Annotated in this window: 17 protein-coding genes; 13 read left to right on the forward strand and 4 right to left on the reverse strand. The window is 46.3% G+C overall.

Annotated features, from left to right (window positions below; genetic code table 11):
- Positions 1–113: 113 nt before the first annotated feature.
- The 6 genes from spoIVB (at position 114) to EIM92_RS13705 (ending at position 5,522) form a co-directional block, all read left to right on the forward strand.
- Positions 114–1,442, forward strand: a complete 1,329-nt coding sequence (gene spoIVB, locus EIM92_RS13680) for a SpoIVB peptidase (protein WP_125083112.1) — start codon at positions 114–116, stop codon at positions 1,440–1,442.
- Positions 1,443–1,872: 430 nt separating this feature from the next.
- Complete coding sequence (gene spo0A, locus EIM92_RS13685; protein WP_125083113.1) at positions 1,873–2,679, forward strand: sporulation transcription factor Spo0A; 807 nt, start codon at positions 1,873–1,875, stop codon at positions 2,677–2,679.
- A 475-nt stretch (positions 2,680–3,154) separates the two neighbouring features.
- Complete coding sequence (locus tag EIM92_RS13690; RefSeq protein WP_125083114.1) at positions 3,155–3,463, forward strand: ArsR/SmtB family transcription factor; 309 nt, start codon at positions 3,155–3,157, stop codon at positions 3,461–3,463.
- Positions 3,464–3,476: 13 nt separating this feature from the next.
- Positions 3,477–4,472 (forward strand): cation diffusion facilitator family transporter, encoded by a 996-nt coding sequence (locus EIM92_RS13695; RefSeq protein ID WP_246020964.1) that lies wholly within the window; start codon positions 3,477–3,479, stop codon positions 4,470–4,472.
- Between the two features lie 80 nt (positions 4,473–4,552).
- The gene (locus EIM92_RS13700; protein WP_246020966.1) at positions 4,553–5,116 is read left to right on the forward strand and encodes a methyltransferase family protein; all 564 of its coding nucleotides are present in this window, start codon (positions 4,553–4,555) and stop codon (positions 5,114–5,116) included.
- 196 nt (positions 5,117–5,312) lie between these two features.
- Entirely contained in the window at positions 5,313–5,522 is a 210-nt protein-coding gene (locus tag EIM92_RS13705) for a hypothetical protein (RefSeq protein WP_125083116.1), read from the forward strand.
- A 113-nt stretch (positions 5,523–5,635) separates the two neighbouring features.
- Here the strand turns inward: EIM92_RS13705 and EIM92_RS13710 are convergent, their stop codons facing one another.
- Complete coding sequence (locus tag EIM92_RS13710) at positions 5,636–5,923, reverse strand: DUF2627 domain-containing protein (RefSeq protein WP_125083117.1); 288 nt, start codon at positions 5,921–5,923, stop codon at positions 5,636–5,638.
- Between the two features lie 196 nt (positions 5,924–6,119).
- Here EIM92_RS13710 and lpdA point away from each other — a divergent pair, with 196 nt between their 5' ends.
- The 5 genes from lpdA to lipB all read left to right on the forward strand — a co-directional run bounded on the left by lpdA (position 6,120) and on the right by lipB (position 11,908).
- Positions 6,120–7,541: a dihydrolipoyl dehydrogenase gene (gene lpdA, locus EIM92_RS13715; protein WP_125083118.1), complete on the forward strand. Its 1,422-nt coding sequence runs from the start codon at positions 6,120–6,122 to the stop codon at positions 7,539–7,541.
- Between the two features lie 169 nt (positions 7,542–7,710).
- On the forward strand, positions 7,711–8,736 hold the full coding sequence (locus EIM92_RS13720) for a thiamine pyrophosphate-dependent dehydrogenase E1 component subunit alpha (RefSeq protein ID WP_125083119.1): 1,026 nt from the start codon (positions 7,711–7,713) through the stop codon (positions 8,734–8,736).
- A 2-nt stretch (positions 8,737–8,738) separates the two neighbouring features.
- Positions 8,739–9,725, forward strand: coding sequence for an alpha-ketoacid dehydrogenase subunit beta (locus EIM92_RS13725; RefSeq protein WP_125083120.1), 987 nt, complete (start codon positions 8,739–8,741; stop codon positions 9,723–9,725).
- A 15-nt stretch (positions 9,726–9,740) separates the two neighbouring features.
- Positions 9,741–11,156, forward strand: a complete 1,416-nt coding sequence (locus tag EIM92_RS13730; RefSeq protein ID WP_125083121.1) for a dihydrolipoamide acetyltransferase family protein — start codon at positions 9,741–9,743, stop codon at positions 11,154–11,156.
- 62 nt (positions 11,157–11,218) lie between these two features.
- Positions 11,219–11,908, forward strand: coding sequence for a lipoyl(octanoyl) transferase LipB (lipB, locus tag EIM92_RS13735; protein ID WP_125083122.1), 690 nt, complete (start codon positions 11,219–11,221; stop codon positions 11,906–11,908).
- Positions 11,909–11,914: 6 nt separating this feature from the next.
- Here lipB and prli42 read toward each other — a convergent pair whose 3' ends face one another.
- Positions 11,915–12,016, reverse strand: coding sequence for a stressosome-associated protein Prli42 (gene prli42 / locus EIM92_RS13740; protein ID WP_125083123.1), 102 nt, complete (start codon positions 12,014–12,016; stop codon positions 11,915–11,917).
- A gap of 79 nt (positions 12,017–12,095) precedes the next feature.
- Here prli42 and EIM92_RS13745 point away from each other — a divergent pair, with 79 nt between their 5' ends.
- Positions 12,096–13,223, forward strand: coding sequence for a M20/M25/M40 family metallo-hydrolase (locus tag EIM92_RS13745; RefSeq protein ID WP_125083124.1), 1,128 nt, complete (start codon positions 12,096–12,098; stop codon positions 13,221–13,223).
- A 77-nt stretch (positions 13,224–13,300) separates the two neighbouring features.
- Here EIM92_RS13745 and EIM92_RS13750 read toward each other — a convergent pair whose 3' ends face one another.
- Positions 13,301–14,284 carry a hypothetical protein gene (locus tag EIM92_RS13750; RefSeq protein WP_125083125.1) on the reverse strand — a complete coding sequence of 328 codons (984 nt, stop codon included), beginning with the start codon at positions 14,282–14,284 and terminating at the stop codon, positions 13,301–13,303.
- Positions 14,271–14,441 carry a Z-ring formation inhibitor MciZ gene (mciZ, locus tag EIM92_RS13755; protein WP_125083126.1) on the reverse strand — a complete coding sequence of 57 codons (171 nt, stop codon included), beginning with the start codon at positions 14,439–14,441 and terminating at the stop codon, positions 14,271–14,273. The genes EIM92_RS13750 and mciZ overlap by 14 nt, the downstream gene beginning before the upstream one ends.
- Before the next feature lie 93 nt (positions 14,442–14,534).
- Here mciZ and EIM92_RS13760 point away from each other — a divergent pair, with 93 nt between their 5' ends.
- Complete coding sequence (locus tag EIM92_RS13760) at positions 14,535–15,104, forward strand: NUDIX domain-containing protein (RefSeq protein ID WP_125083127.1); 570 nt, start codon at positions 14,535–14,537, stop codon at positions 15,102–15,104.
- Positions 15,105–15,106: the final 2 nt, after the last annotated feature.

The raw sequence follows: 15,106 nt of genomic DNA on the forward strand, positions 1-15,106 counted from the left end.
GAGTGGAACAATGATTGACAGTAATAAAAGACCACGCCCGGGGTATCTTATAGGTACGCAATTGGCGACCACCTTTTCGTCAAGCGAAAGAAGCTAAGGGAGCGTGACAGCCATTGAACCCGAACCTCAGGAGTAGATTTCTCGGTCTTTTATTTGCCTTCTTCTTTTGTTTTCTTGGCACGTCTGCCGTTGAAGGTCATTCGCCGATACTGCCGGATGAACTGCGTATGTTTCAAGGCCAGGGTGCACAAATCGATTTAGCCATACCGGTACTGGCAGAGGTTAGCGTTGATCGACCGGATGTCGTGATGCTGAACGATCAACCTAACTCTTCTATGAAGGTATCCCTCGGTTCTCCGCTTAAGCTCTCCTCGCTTAGCAGCGGAGAAGCCAAGCTCCGCATGAAGCTTTTTGGACAAATTCCTCTTAAGACAGTTAAAGTAAATGTCATGCCTGATTTAAAGGTCATACCAGGGGGACAAACGATCGGTGTAAAAGTCAAATCCGATGGCATTCTTGTTGTGGGGCATCATTTAGTCAATACAGACAAAGCCAAAATATCGCCGGGGGAGTCGGCTGGAATCCAGCCAGGTGATCTGATTACTCATGTGAACGGTTCTCGTCTTAGAGATGTCCACGAAGTAGCATCTTTGGTGGAGCAGGCAGGCAAGGATAATAAGCAGCTTCAAGTTATTTATAAACGAAACAATCGAAAATTTACTGTATCTTTAACCCCTGCCTTTGACAAACAGGACAAGGCCTGGAGATTAGGGTTATACATCCGCGACTCGGCGGCTGGAGTCGGCACTTTAACCTTCTATGCACCTAATCAGGGTGTTTATGGCGCACTTGGTCATGTAATTACGGATATGAACACGCAGACACCGATTGCCGTAGGTAGTGGGCAGATCCTCCAATCCAGTGTAACATCGATATCCAAAAGTGAGAGCGGAGATCCTGGAGAGAAACGAGCTCATTTTGTCAAAGAAGGCAAAACCCTTGGCACGATAGAGCGAAATACGCCTTTTGGCATATTCGGCAAGATGTCGGAAAATCCAGATTATAGCGTATATAAATCGCCGATTCCTGTTGCATTCTCCGAAGAGGTCAAGGAAGGGCCGGCAGAAATATTAACCGTTGTTGAGGGTCAGCAGGTTGAACGATTTAAAGTGGAAATTGCACATGTGTCCAAGCAGAGTGCGCCTCAGACTAAAGGCCTGGTTATTCGGATCATTGATCCTAGGTTGGTGGAGAAAACCGGTGGGATCGTTCAGGGGATGAGTGGAAGTCCTATCATTCAGAACGGTAAATTAATCGGAGCCGTAACACATGTATTTGTTAACGATCCGAGATCTGGCTATGGCTGTTTTATTGAATGGATGCTGCAAGATGCAGGAATTTTGAAGGGGAATGCGACATCAACCAATCTTAAGGCGAGTTAGCGCCTTAAGATTGGTTTTTTATTTTGTTTTTACTTAGAAAAAGCAGGTTTATAGCAGGTCTATGATTAAAGGCTAAAATTAAGAAATTTTAATTTGGGTGTGATTGTTTTTATTGTTTTTTACCTAGACATTTGCTTCATCAAGGTTTAGACTATATGCTTGTTGAGAATGGAAGGGTGTTTATCGAGGGATAAATTTAATAATTGTGTGTGCGGACGTCAGCATCATGTTAATTACGACATGGATACGTCAAGGCTTGTCGAATAGTGAGGAATTACATCACTATTTGTAAGTAACAATCAATTATATACCAAATGATTAAAAAAATAAATAAAAATAATTTTCGACAGAAGGAATTTACTTTTGAGTGTCGAATCCTTATCCTGGAAGAAGGATTAAGGAAACTCATAACATAAGGAGGAAGTCGTCAGTGCAAAAAATTGAAGTGTTGTTGGCGGATGATAATCGGGAATTCACGAATTTGCTTGCAGAGTACATTTCTGAGCAGGATGATATGGTTGTTTCAGGTATCGCCTATAACGGCGAGGAAGTTTTGGAGATGATTGAACATGCTTCTAAAGTTCCGGATGTGCTGATCCTGGATATCATTATGCCGCACTTGGATGGATTGGGTGTGCTGGAACGTTTACGCGATATAAATGTATCTCCACAGCCAAAGATCATAATGCTGACTGCCTTTGGACAAGAGAATATTACACAACGTGCAGTCCAGCTTGGAGCATCCTATTATATTCTCAAACCATTCGATATGGAGGTTCTTGCCAATCGAATTCGCCAGCTGGTTGGAATTCAAAGTTTATCCTCCAGCAGTTCATCGTCTTCATCCTTTACGAAGTCAAATGTAGTGCCGCTTGGTAAAGGCAAAAATCTCGATGCAAACATTACTTCGATCATCCATGAAATCGGTGTTCCTGCCCATATTAAGGGGTACCAATATTTACGGGAAGCTATCACCATGGTTTACAACAATATTGAAATTTTAGGCGCAATCACCAAAACATTGTATCCTGCGATTGCAGAGAAATTTAAGACGACTCCATCACGTGTTGAGCGGGCGATTCGCCATGCTATTGAAGTAGCTTGGACACGAGGCAATATCGACAGCATAAGTCATCTGTTTGGTTACACGATAAATATTAGTAAATCCAAGCCAACAAATAGCGAATTTATTGCTATGGTGGCTGATAAACTGAGAATTGAGCACAAGGTGAGTTGAAAAGCTGAAGACAAGCGGAATCAAGATGATTGATCTTCCCGATATTTTATCGGAAATTGCTCGGAGACTCCGATAAAGTATTGGGTAATCAGTTTGACATTCCAATTAATATTAACTTCTTCCTTCTAGAGTTAACAACTGCATAAACAATTATGATTTTAGATCGCCCATCTTGTCGGCTACCCCGAGAGATGGGCGATATTATTTTTTTGTAATTAGCGCATTTCACGTCAAAAAACTCCAGAACCATAAGGTAGCTGGAGAGAGAATTAAAAAAAGGTTATGAAGAACAATATCTTCATTCTCATTGTATAATTTTAATAATACAAATTCAAGTAGAATTAGTTGGAAATTTACAAATTCGGCAGCTGCGGCAGTAGGTCTCAGGAATAGTCGAACAGTTGACAAATTTCATACACTCATTATAATGTGAATATGAGCATATGATCATATACGAATGGGGAGTGGGTTTTTAATGGATAAAAATCAACATGCTACATTAAGATCAGACATTATTGACAATGTATCGACCACGTTTAAAGCACTCGCTGATCCGACACGGATTCGTATTCTTTATTTGTTGTCTGAAGAGGAATGCGCAGTGTCCCATATCGCGGAGATATTGGAATTATCACAGTCGGCAGTGTCGCATCAGCTCAGTTTGTTAAGGAATTTACGGCTCGTGAAATATAGGAGAGAGGCTAACACGTTGTATTATTCTTGTGATGATGATCATGTCATTTCTTTGCTGAAGCAGGCGATAAGTCATGTTGATTGTGACTAGGAGGTGAGCTCATATGAAGCATCAAAAGGAATCACATAAACATAATCATGATCATGTTCATGGACATGGACATGGTCACATGCATCATCATTCCGGTCATTTTCACGGTCATACGCATGGGCATGGGTACGAAGGTGCGAGAGCAGGAAATATTAAAGGACTTGTTATTGCGTTGGTCATTACGTCAGGGATCGCGTTGTTGGAGTTTTTTGGCGGAATTGTGACTCGTAGTTTGGCGTTGCTTTCTGATGCGGGTCATATGCTCAGCGATGCTAGTTCTCTCTTACTGAGCCTACTCGCTATTTGGTTCGCTGGGCGTGCGCCGACAGCCACAAAAACCTTTGGCTACTATCGTTTAGAGATTTTAGCAGCATTTCTGAATGGTTTAACCTTGTTTGTTATTGCTGGATTTATTATTTGGGAAGCCTATCAGCGGATTTTCGACCCTCCTACGGTAGCCAGCGGAACGATGATTCTTATTGCCATGGTTGGTCTTCTTGCCAACCTCATTAGTGCATGGACTCTCATAAGGCAAGGTGATGTTAAGGAGAATCTAAACCTTAGAAGTGCATATTTGCATGTGCTTGGTGATGCTCTTGGCTCGGTTGGTGCGATTCTCGCCGGGATTGTAATGTACTTTTTCGGCTGGTATATTTTTGACCCTATTATTAGTGTGTTTGTTGCCTTACTCATATTGAGAGGGGCATGGGGCATTATTACTCAAACGGTTCATATTTTGATGGAAGGCACGCCTCCCTCCATGAATAAAGATGAGGTGTCAGCTCGATTGGGACAGATTGAAGGTGTGATTGAGGTGCATGATTTGCACATTTGGACGATTACTTCGGGAATCGATTCGCTAAGCTGTCATCTCGTCGTAGAATCAAGCAGGGACAGCCAGGACGTACTTCAAACTGCTATTGATTTATTAGAGCAGCAGTTTTCTTTGACTCACGTCACGATTCAAATCGAAGCTCCGCGGACTAGACATGCAGAGCTGCTGGTGTAATTGAAAAGGAGCTGATTCCTATGGATGCAGTTAATCTGGTAAGTTTCACTTTATTCTTAATTTTTTTATCGAGTTATCTTATGAAATTATGGATGCTTCGAGTCAATAGCCAAATAAAAGCGAATGTCCTTGGAAAGTCAGGAAAACCGCTGCAAACTCGGGTCGCAGAAATGGGCGTTAAGGTCGCGACGATGGCTTGGGGAGTGTTATGGTTCGCGTTAAGTATTTTTGGCGATGCGTGGCTCAAACCAATGTCCATTCCTGGTGGAGATGGGAGGACAGTCCTTTTGTTAAGTGCTGCTGGTCTGTTGTTTATGGGGACGGGAATACTATTTTTCATCACTGCGATGCTTAATATGAAGACATCCTGGAGGGTCGGGATCGACAGTGCCACTTCAACGGATTTAATTACAGGTGGCATATATCGTTTTAGTCGAAATCCCGCCTTCGTCGGATTTGATCTCATGTTTATTGGTTTGTCTCTTACCTATTTGAACTATGTAACCTTACTCGTATGCCTCATCAACATCATCTTTATGCATCTGCTTATTCGCCAGGAGGAACGGTACTTGGAGCGCGTTTTTGGGGATACATATCGAAATTATGCAAAACATACCCCCAGATATATCGGATTTCTGAAGTAAATACACGGCCTAGCTTGTCAAAAATGAAAAATCTAGCTTCAATCGCTTCGCTGTTGGCTTTATTAATGTCTCATCAACCACCCTTGATCTAGTTGAAGAACCCGTATCATCAGTTTGTGATACAATAATTGGAGCGGGCTGTAGCTGTAACTGCAGTTCCTACTTGTAATAATGTTGCTTTAAGAGGAGCAGGACAATGAACAATATTTCATTCGACGAGGAAAAATATAAAGCGCTACTTCATGATCCTTCATTATCGGAGCACCAAAGAACGATGATCGAGGAATTGCTGCAAGCGGCTGGACAACTGTCCGCCGAAAATAGGAGACTCCGGCGGACCTTGTTGCGGGTATCCTCCAGCGGCCCCAGGATGTCTACGAAGCTGAAGGATGCATTATATGAATAGAGGTTGACCGCGGAACTCTATCGAAAAAATAACAAAACCCTCTTAACTTGGCTTATAAGGCCTGGTCCAAGAGGGTTTTGTTGTTTATGAAGTCGTATGAAGAGGGAATTGCTTTAAGAAGATGGGTTATTGGTTTTTTTCTTGAAGCGCGGGCCTAAATAATTTCGTTTATGATCGCGGAAATAAATCCAGCCGCCCAAAAAACCGATTCCAGCTGCGAATAAGACAACGCCGAAACCGAAATCAAGCCAATCGAAATGGACATGGGTTAAAGAATCATCACCGTGTCTCGACATGTATAGAAATAAAGCATCCTTCATTTTGAGGAAGCCGACCATTGCTGCAATACCGGGTATTACGAGAATAATGATTGCGATAAAACGGGATATGATTAATTTCATGAGCTCAATAGTTCCTTTCCCCTTAAAGTAAGTCGTGTAAATGATCGATGCTCAGTTATGCTCAGTTTACGTTAATCATACCTTCTTCTTATGAGGCTGTCTATTTCGTTCTTTGTTTGTAATGTGATGAAAACGAGGTACAATAATAAACAAGAAGTATGTCTGGTAATTTTTTGGGGATAGGTGGAGATTGGTTATGACAATAACATGTGATGTAGCGATTCTTGGCGGAGGAACAGGAGGTTATGTGGCGGCGATTCGCGCGGCCCAGCTCGGCAAGCAAGTGGTTATCATCGAGCAGGACAAGCTGGGAGGGACGTGTCTGCACCGCGGTTGTATCCCGAGCAAGGCGCTATTGCGCAGTGCGGAGCTATACGCTCAAATGAAGGACAGCGCTAGCTATGGAATTGAGACAAGTGGGTTAACTCTTGTTTTCCCAAAGGTGCAGCAAAGAAAGCAAGATATTGTGAATCAGCTTCATAGTGGAGTTCAATATTTGATGCGTAAACATAAAATCCAGGTTATCCATGGAAGAGGCAGAGTGACAGGCCCTTCTATCTTTTCGCCTAAAAGCGGGGCTGTTGCAGTTGAGCTGCATGACGGAGAAATGGAAACGATTGTGCCAACCAATCTGATCATTGCGACCGGATCGCGGCCACGAACATTACCAGGGCTGGAGCCCGATGGGCAGTACGTGCTGAGCAGTGATGAGGCCCTGTTGCTGGAAGTGCTGCCATCTTCCATCATTATCGTTGGCGGGGGCGTAATCGGGGTGGAGTGGGCTTCCCTTCTTCACGATTTTGGCGTGAAGGTAACGGTGGTTGAGTCAGCCTCACAGCTTCTTCCGAATGAGGATGAAGAAGTGGCGCGTGAGTTGCAGAGACAACTGCAGCGTCGAGGCATTGAAATTATGACCGGCTATCAGGTACAGCCAGACTCAATGTCAAAGAACGACAAGGGATTGGTCATAATGGCAGCGAAAGGCGAAGAAACGGTACAATTGCAAGCGGACAAGCTGCTGGTATCGGTTGGGCGGCAAGCGAATATCGAGAATATTGGGCTTGAAAATACAGATATCGGTTTGCATCAGGGATTCATCCGCGTAAATGATGCGATGCAAACGACCGAACCTCATATTTATGCGATAGGTGACTGCATCGGTGGATTGCAGCTCGCCCATGCGGCTAGCCATGAAGGGCTGGTAGCTGTGCATCATTTAGCCGAACAGCCGCCTCACGGTTACAATGATCGTCATGTGCCTCGCTGCGTGTACACTCGGCCCGAGGTGGCTTCTGTAGGATTTACGGAAAAGGAGGCAAAGGAGCAGGGGAGGGACGTAAAAGTTGGAAAAGTCCCGTTCTCGGCGATTGGCAAAGCGCTTGTACACGGCGAAAAGGAAGGGTTTGTAAAGGTGATCGCTGATCGTAAGACCGATGATATTATTGGCGTGCATATGATCGGTGCTCATGTAACGGAGTTGATTAGTCAAGCGGCGCTTGCTCAGGTATTGGATGCAACCCCTTGGGAGATAGGTCAGACCGTCTTTGCCCATCCATCGCTGGCCGAAATATTGGGAGAGGCCGCATTAGCTGTGGATGGCATGGCTATTGGAATATAGGCCAGAAATCGAATTAGTCACATAAACAACACAAAGGGTTTAAAGAACATTTTCTTTTTGGGAGGAAAGGGATTATAATAAGGTTAACCCAAGTCTTAGTACCAGGTTTTAAGATAAGAGCAAACATGAATCAAAGACTAGAGGGTTCTAATCAAAGGAGGTAACTCCCATGAACGCAAAAATTTCAACGAAGACACAGCCTAAGCATGAGCAGCTTGGGTTATCAGATGCTGAAGTCGTGGACATGTACAAATATATGCTGATGGCACGCAAGTTCGACGAGCGTAACTTGTTGCTGCAGCGGGCGGGCAAAATTAACTTCCACGTTTCTGGCATCGGACAGGAGGCTGCGCAGGTTGGGGCAGCTTTTGCTTTAGATCGCCAGAACGATTATTTCCTTCCGTATTACCGCGACTATGGCTTTGTTATGTCAGTGGGAATGACGCTGGAGGAATTAATGCTGTCCGCCTTTGCCAAAGCGGATGACCCGAACAGCGGGGGACGGCAAATGCCGGGCCATTTCGGCAGCAAAAGGCTTCGGATCGTTACCGGTTCGAGCCCGGTAACTACCCAGGTTCCGCATGCTGTTGGCATTGCGCTTGCCGCAAAAATGCAGAAGAAGGAATTCGTATCCTTTGTTACTTTTGGAGAAGGTTCCAGTAATCAGGGAGATTTTCACGAAGGATTGAATTTTGCCGGCGTTCAGAAGTTGCCGGTCATTTTCATGTGTGAAAACAATCAATACGCGATCTCGGTACCCGTGAAGAAGCAGCTTGGCGGTAAAGTAAGTGACCGAGCGCTAGGCTACGGATTTCCGGGCATTCGAGTAGATGGTAACGATGCCCTGGAGGTGTACCGCGTCGTGAAGGAAGCCCGCGAGCGGGCGGTTCGCGGTGAAGGGCCGACGCTAATTGAAGCGATGATGTATCGTCTGTCTCCGCATTCTACCTCAGACAATGATCTCGTATACCGCACGAAGGAAGAAGTTGAGGAGAATTGGAAGAAGGACGGAATCCCGAAGATGAAGAACTATTTGATTGAGAATGGGCTTTGGAGTGAAGAGCAGGACGAGGCACTTGCGAGACAAATTCAGTCGCAGTTGAAGGAAGCGATCGAGCGGGCAGAGAATGCGCCCTTTCCTAAGCCAGAAGATACGCTACTGCATGTGTATGCGGATAGCGAAGGGGAGGAATAATCATGCCGGTAATGGAATATATCGACGCTATTCGTCTTGCCATGAAGGAAGAAATGGCGCTTGACGACAACGTATTCGTGCTTGGAGAAGACGTTGGAATTAAGGGCGGGGTGTTCACCACGACGAAGGGACTGCAGGAGCAATTTGGTGAGCAGCGCGTACTGGATACGCCTTTGTCGGAATCTGCAATCGCTGGTGTAGCGATTGGGGCCGCTATGTACGGAATGAAGCCGATCGCCGAAATGCAATATTCCGATTTTATGCTGCCCGCAACAAATCAAATCATCAGCGAAGCAGCCAAAATCCGCTATCGCTCCAATAATGACTGGAGCTGCCCGGTCGTCATTCGCGCGCCGATCGGCGGGGGAATATTCGGCGGCCTGTATCATTCTCAATGTACGGAATCAATTTTCTTTGGAACGCCAGGGCTCAAAATTGTAGCTCCATATTCGGCATACGATGCGAAAGGGCTGCTTAAAGCAGCGGTTCGCGATCCGGATCCTGTATTGTTTTTTGAGAACAAGAAATGTTATAAGCTGATCAAAGAAGATGTGCCTGAGGATGACTATGTCGTTCCCATTGGCAAGGCGAATGTGCTGCGGGAAGGAACGGACATTACCGTAATTGGGTATAGCTTGCCGCTGCATTTTGCGATGCAGGCTGCGGAGGAGCTTGCAGCAGAACAAGGAATCAGCGCTCATATCTTGGATTTGCGTACGCTGCAGCCGCTAGATCGGGAATCGATTATCGCATCAACACGCAAGACTGGAAAAGTATTGATTATACATGAGGATAATAAGACCGGCGGTGTCGGCGCGGAAGTATCGGCTATTATTGCGGAGGAATGCTTATTTGAGCTGGATGCGCCAATTGCGAGGCTCTGCGGGCCGGATGTTCCGGCAATGCCGATCAGCCCGCCGATGGAGAAGTTCTTTATGCTAAGTAAAGATAAGGTCAAGGAAGCCATGCTTCAATTGGCTCTGTATTAATGGGAGTGAGACGATATGTCATCAAATAAAACAGTACAGGATGTCGTGATGCCACAGCTTGCGGAATCGCTCGTATCAGCGACCATTGCCAAGTGGTTGAAGAAGCCGGGAGATTCTGTAGAGCAGTATGAGCCGATTTGTGAGGTTATTACTGATAAGGTAAATGCTGAAATACCATCTACCCTGGATGGGGTCATGGGTGAGTTGCTGGCTGAAGAAGGACAAGAGATCGAGGTTGGAGCCGTGATTTGCAGAATCGAGACAGGAAAAAATGAAGCTGTTAACGCCTTAGCCGGAGCCTCTTCGGCAACTGCTTCTACGGGCCAGCCTCCGGCAGCATCTTTGGATACTGAAGTGCCAGGAGCAACAGGCGATCAATCACAGCGCAGTCGATTTTCTCCTGCCGTTCAGACGCTAGCACAGGAGCATGGTCTAGATCTAAGGGCTATTTCCGGTAGTGGACTTGGCGGCCGAATTACCCGTAAGGATGTGCTGAATTACTTGGAGAGCAACAAAGGCGCAGTTGCGGGCGCCGGGCAAAATGATTACCAAGCCTCCGCCCCGGCCCAAATGTCTCCAGCATCCCGGCAGGTACCAGCGAATACACCGCCTGCAGAGGCATCACCTTCGCTGGCTGATCTAAGCCAGGCGTCCGTGGAGCCCGTGCGCAACTCTGGCCTGCATTTGTCGGAGACGCCGAAAATTCCGACGATTGAAGTTGAGGGCAGCGACCGTTCAGAGTATTTCATCGATGTAACACCAATTCGAAATACGATTGCTACGCGAATGCGCCAAAGCGTGTCGGAAATTCCTCATGGCTGGATGATGATCGAGGTCGATGTGACCAATTTGGTGCAGCTGCGCAATAAGCTCAAGGATGAATTCAGGCAAAGAGAAGGTGTGAACCTAACCTATCTCGCTTTCCTACTTAAAGCCGTTGTCGGCGCCATTAAGGACTATCCGATTATGAATTCCGTGTGGGCGGTCGATAAGATTATCGTCAAGCGCGATATTAACATTTCACTTGCCGTCGGTACGGAGGATTCCGTTATGACCCCGGTTATCAAGAAGGCGGATCAGAAGAATATCGCTGGACTGGCCAGAGAGATCGAAGATCTGGCGACGAAGGTCAGAGCCGGCAAGCTTAAGCTGGATGACATGCAGGGCGGAACGTTTACGGTTAATAATACGGGGTCGTTCGGCTCTATCCTAACTCAGCCGATTATCAATTATCCGCAAGCGGCGATTCTGACGTTTGAATCGATTGTGAAGAAGCCCGTTGTCATTAACGATATGATTGCCGTTCGGTCGATGGCGAATTTATGTCTGTCACTTGATCATCGTATCCTGGATGGGGTGATTTGCGGCAGATTCATGCAGCGAGTCAAGGACAATATGGAGAGCTACTCTCTAGATACACAAGTTTATTAATACAGCTTCATTAAGCCATATGATGTAAGTCTTCATGAATCAATAGAAAGGCGATGAACCGTATGACGAGATCTTTGGAAGTCAGATATTTCCCGATGATGGAATACGGAGAGGCCTGGGAGAGGCAGAAAGAGATCGTGAAGGCGATTGACGAGGGACAGCAGCAGGGACACCTGCTGCTTCTTCAGCATCCGCCAACGTATACGATTGGCTCTTCGCGCCATCCGGAGCACTTGCTGCTGAGTCCGGAGGAGCTGAAGGAACGTGGGATTTCCCTGTTTGAAATCGATCGGGGAGGAGATATTACATATCATGGACCTGGTCAGCTTGTCGGATACCCGCTGCTTTGGCTCGACGGGAATAAGGGGATTGATCTGCATGGTTATTTAAGAGAAATCGAGCAGGTTATCATCAATTACTTGGCTCAGTACGGAATTACAGGTCAGCGGAAATCGGGGTACACCGGCGTGTGGGTGGGGGATGCTAAAATTGCTGCGATCGGCGTGAAATTCAATAAATGCCGCCAGAGAAAAGGATTTATTACAAGCCATGGCTTTGCGTTCAACATTAAATCCGGGATTCAGGAAGAGGGATTCCGCGGTATCATCCCCTGCGGCATTCAAGAATTTGGCGTAACATCTTTGGAGGATATGACAGGGCTTGTCCTTTCGGTAGAACAGGTTGCCCGTGAAATCGTGCCGTATTTTAATGAGGTGTTTCAAATTAACGAGCTTAACGCATACTGGGAATAGCTTGCTCTAGCGAATAAGCAGCGGCTCAAGGAACGCCAGCAGCATAGAGCCAATCATGGCGGATAGCATAAGGTATACGACGAATTTGAACCATTTTTTTTGCATCATAAATTTTAGAAGCTCCTTTAACTTGTACTTGATCTATATATCTTAATATTAGCGTAAAAAAGAAAGCGAGGAAAGTCCAGTGATTAACAAGGACAGAATCATCGCACAGTTTATGCAATTAGTGCAAATCGATAGCGAAACGAAGAATGAGCGAAAAATAGCCGATTTCTTAAAATTCAAGTTCACCGAGCTTGGATTAGATGTCGTCGAAGACGACTCACAGAAGAGAACCGGACATGGAGCAGGCAATTTAATAGCTACTTTGCAAGCAACATCAGGTATCCAAGTGGAGCCGTTTCTGTTCACCTGCCATATGGATACCGTTGCACCTGGAAATGGAATTAAGCCAATCGTTGGGGAGGATGGTTGGATTCGCAGTGATGGAACAACGATTCTCGGTGCGGATGATAAGGCGGGTTTAGCTGCTCTGCTTGAAATAATTCAGGTGTTGAAGGAACAGCAGCTTCCCCATGGGCAGATCCAGTTTGTCATCACTGTCGGGGAGGAATCGGGGCTTCTCGGTGCGAGAGCCATGGATCGGAATCTTGTTGATGCTAGCTTCGGCTTCGCGATGGATTCGAATGGGGAAGTCGGCTCGATTTGTGTGGGCGCTCCGACCCAAACACGAATCGAGATTGAAATATTTGGCAAATCTGCACATGCCGGTGTAAACCCTGAGGATGGGATCAGTGCGATTCAGGTAGCAGGCAAGGCAATCGCCCGGATGAAACTAGGGCGCATCGATGAGGAAACAACGGCCAATATCGGCAAGTTTGAAGGTGGCGGGCCAACGAATGTCGTTACTGATTATGTCAAGCTATATGCCGAAGCACGCAGTCTGTCCCAAGAGAAGGTGGAGAAACAGCTCGCGCTGATGAAGGATGCTGTGGATACGGCTTGCCGTGATTTTGGCGCCAGAGGGGAGTTTACAAGCACTACGATCTACCCAGGCTTTCATCTTAGAGAGCAGGACGCCGTCGTTCAGCTGGCTCAAAAAGCAGCAGGCAAGCTCGGGCTTTCCGGACAAACCTTCACCTCTGGCGGAGGCAGTGATGCTAATATCATCAATGGATTCGGAATTCCAACGGTAAATCTTGCTGTAGGATATGAAGGGATTCATACGACGGAGGAACGCATCAAGAGCGAAGATATCGTGAAACTGGCTGAGTATGGTCTGGAAATCGTTGCGCAAACGGTGAATTCCTAAATGGCGAATCCTTAGTAAAAATTTGATGAAGGTGTCCTGATAACTGAACCTGGGTTGTCTGTGGCACCTTCTTCCTATTAGTTCAGATGGACGGCTCTGGAGTGTTGTAAATTTCTTTGTTGGGCGGGACTCCATATTGTATGCCAATTTGATTTGTTAACAACGAGCAAAGTTTGTTGAATCTTGTCTAGATACTTATCGATTTTGAGCCTGGCCTCTTCGGCAGGATGGTAAAGCTCAATGCGTCTATACAGGTTGGTTATCGTTTCGTGCAAGTAGCAGGATGCCGCGCCAAAACGTGCCTGTGCCATATCGGGGGCTTGCTGAATGAGTGCATTAAAAATGTGGGAAGCTTCCGCATAGTTTGCATCATCATGTAGCATTTCCGCCGAAATAAACGCGGCCTGTTGGAATATGCGCTGGGCGCCTAATGAAAGCGGATCGGGAAGCCGGGAAAGATGATTTTTCGCAGCAATGTTATACCCTTCTCGGTAAAGAGCATCAATGAACAGGCATTGCAGATAATGATCGCCAGATGAAGCCAGCTTAAAGGCTAATTCATTCAATCCATACTTGACTGCTTGACCGATGAAAGCAGCTAAGCGGGAAAAAGGGATGTTCTTGGGCAGGCTGCCTCCCTGAATTTGAAGCTGGCAAATATCGAATAACTGATTCATTTTATTACTGAGCTTTGCATCATCGACCTGTGTAGTGTTTTTCAGGCATCTCTCGATGAAGGCAGTAGCTTGCTCTACGCAGCCGATATGGATCAATGCTTCGGCATACTTCAATCGCATGGGCTCCTCGTGCAGCAGCTCCGGGGTAATCAGCGCTGCAGCGCTATGATAGGCTCCAAGCTGATATAAGATGGAGACGAGTAGATTTTTGCCGTTCGGAAGCTTGTCCTGCTCTATGAGATCCCTTAGCGTATTACAAATATCTTCATCGCTTGTATGGGAGCGATGCAGGTTAAGCCCGATTTGCAGCAATCGCTGCTCATATTTTGGTAAGGGAACTGTCGCGGCTTGCATGAAGGATTCACATCTCTCACTCGTATTCACGGTCGATCACCTTCGAATATAAATTCAGCCGACACGCAATAAAATCTTTCAACTTTCTAGTTGGTTCAGATTGCTGCTGCCATTGGTTTAGCATTATACGAATTTGCCAGGCCTTGCCTTGGGCGCGAAGAGAGTTGTCCGAGAAATAGCTCTTCATCAGCGATACCCCTTTCTTATTCGGGTTTAGTATAATAACAACATATGTTTATAAAGGACAAGTTATGAATGCGAATCATTAGGGAGGATTTCAATGACATCAGCAAACGATAAGTTAAAAGAAACTACCGTATCTACGGAGCATATTTTTGCGGGTAAAGTCATCTCTTTGCAAGTGGATACGGTTCAGTTGCCCGACGGTACCCAGGGTAAGCGGGAAATCGTGAAGCACCCGGGCGCCGTAGCCGTCCTGGCTGTCCATAATGGTCGATTGCTGCTCGTGGATCAATATCGCCAAGCGATGGGGCGCTGTGAGTTGGAAATTCCGGCAGGGAAGCTAGAACAGGGTGAGGATCCGCTGGAGGCGGCAAGACGCGAACTGGAGGAGGAGACGGGGTATCGCTGCAGCCAGCTGACTCTTCTGCATTCCTTTTACACGTCGCCAGGATTTGCCGACGAATTGATTCATTTATATTGGGCCGATGACTTAACTGAAGGTGAAGCATCACCGGACGAGGACGAATTTCTGGAAATCATTCAAGCAACCTTCGAGGAGACGCAGCAGTACATCGCGGAAGGGCGAATTTCGGATGCTAAGACGATTTTAGCCGCCTATATATGGCAGCAAAGACGGTCTGTTCATCACGGAAACCAAGGTATATGAGT

Origin of the sequence: Paenibacillus lentus, from assembly GCF_003931855.1 — a bacterium.
Taxonomy (GTDB): Bacteria; Bacillota; Bacilli; order Paenibacillales; family Paenibacillaceae; genus Fontibacillus; species Fontibacillus lentus.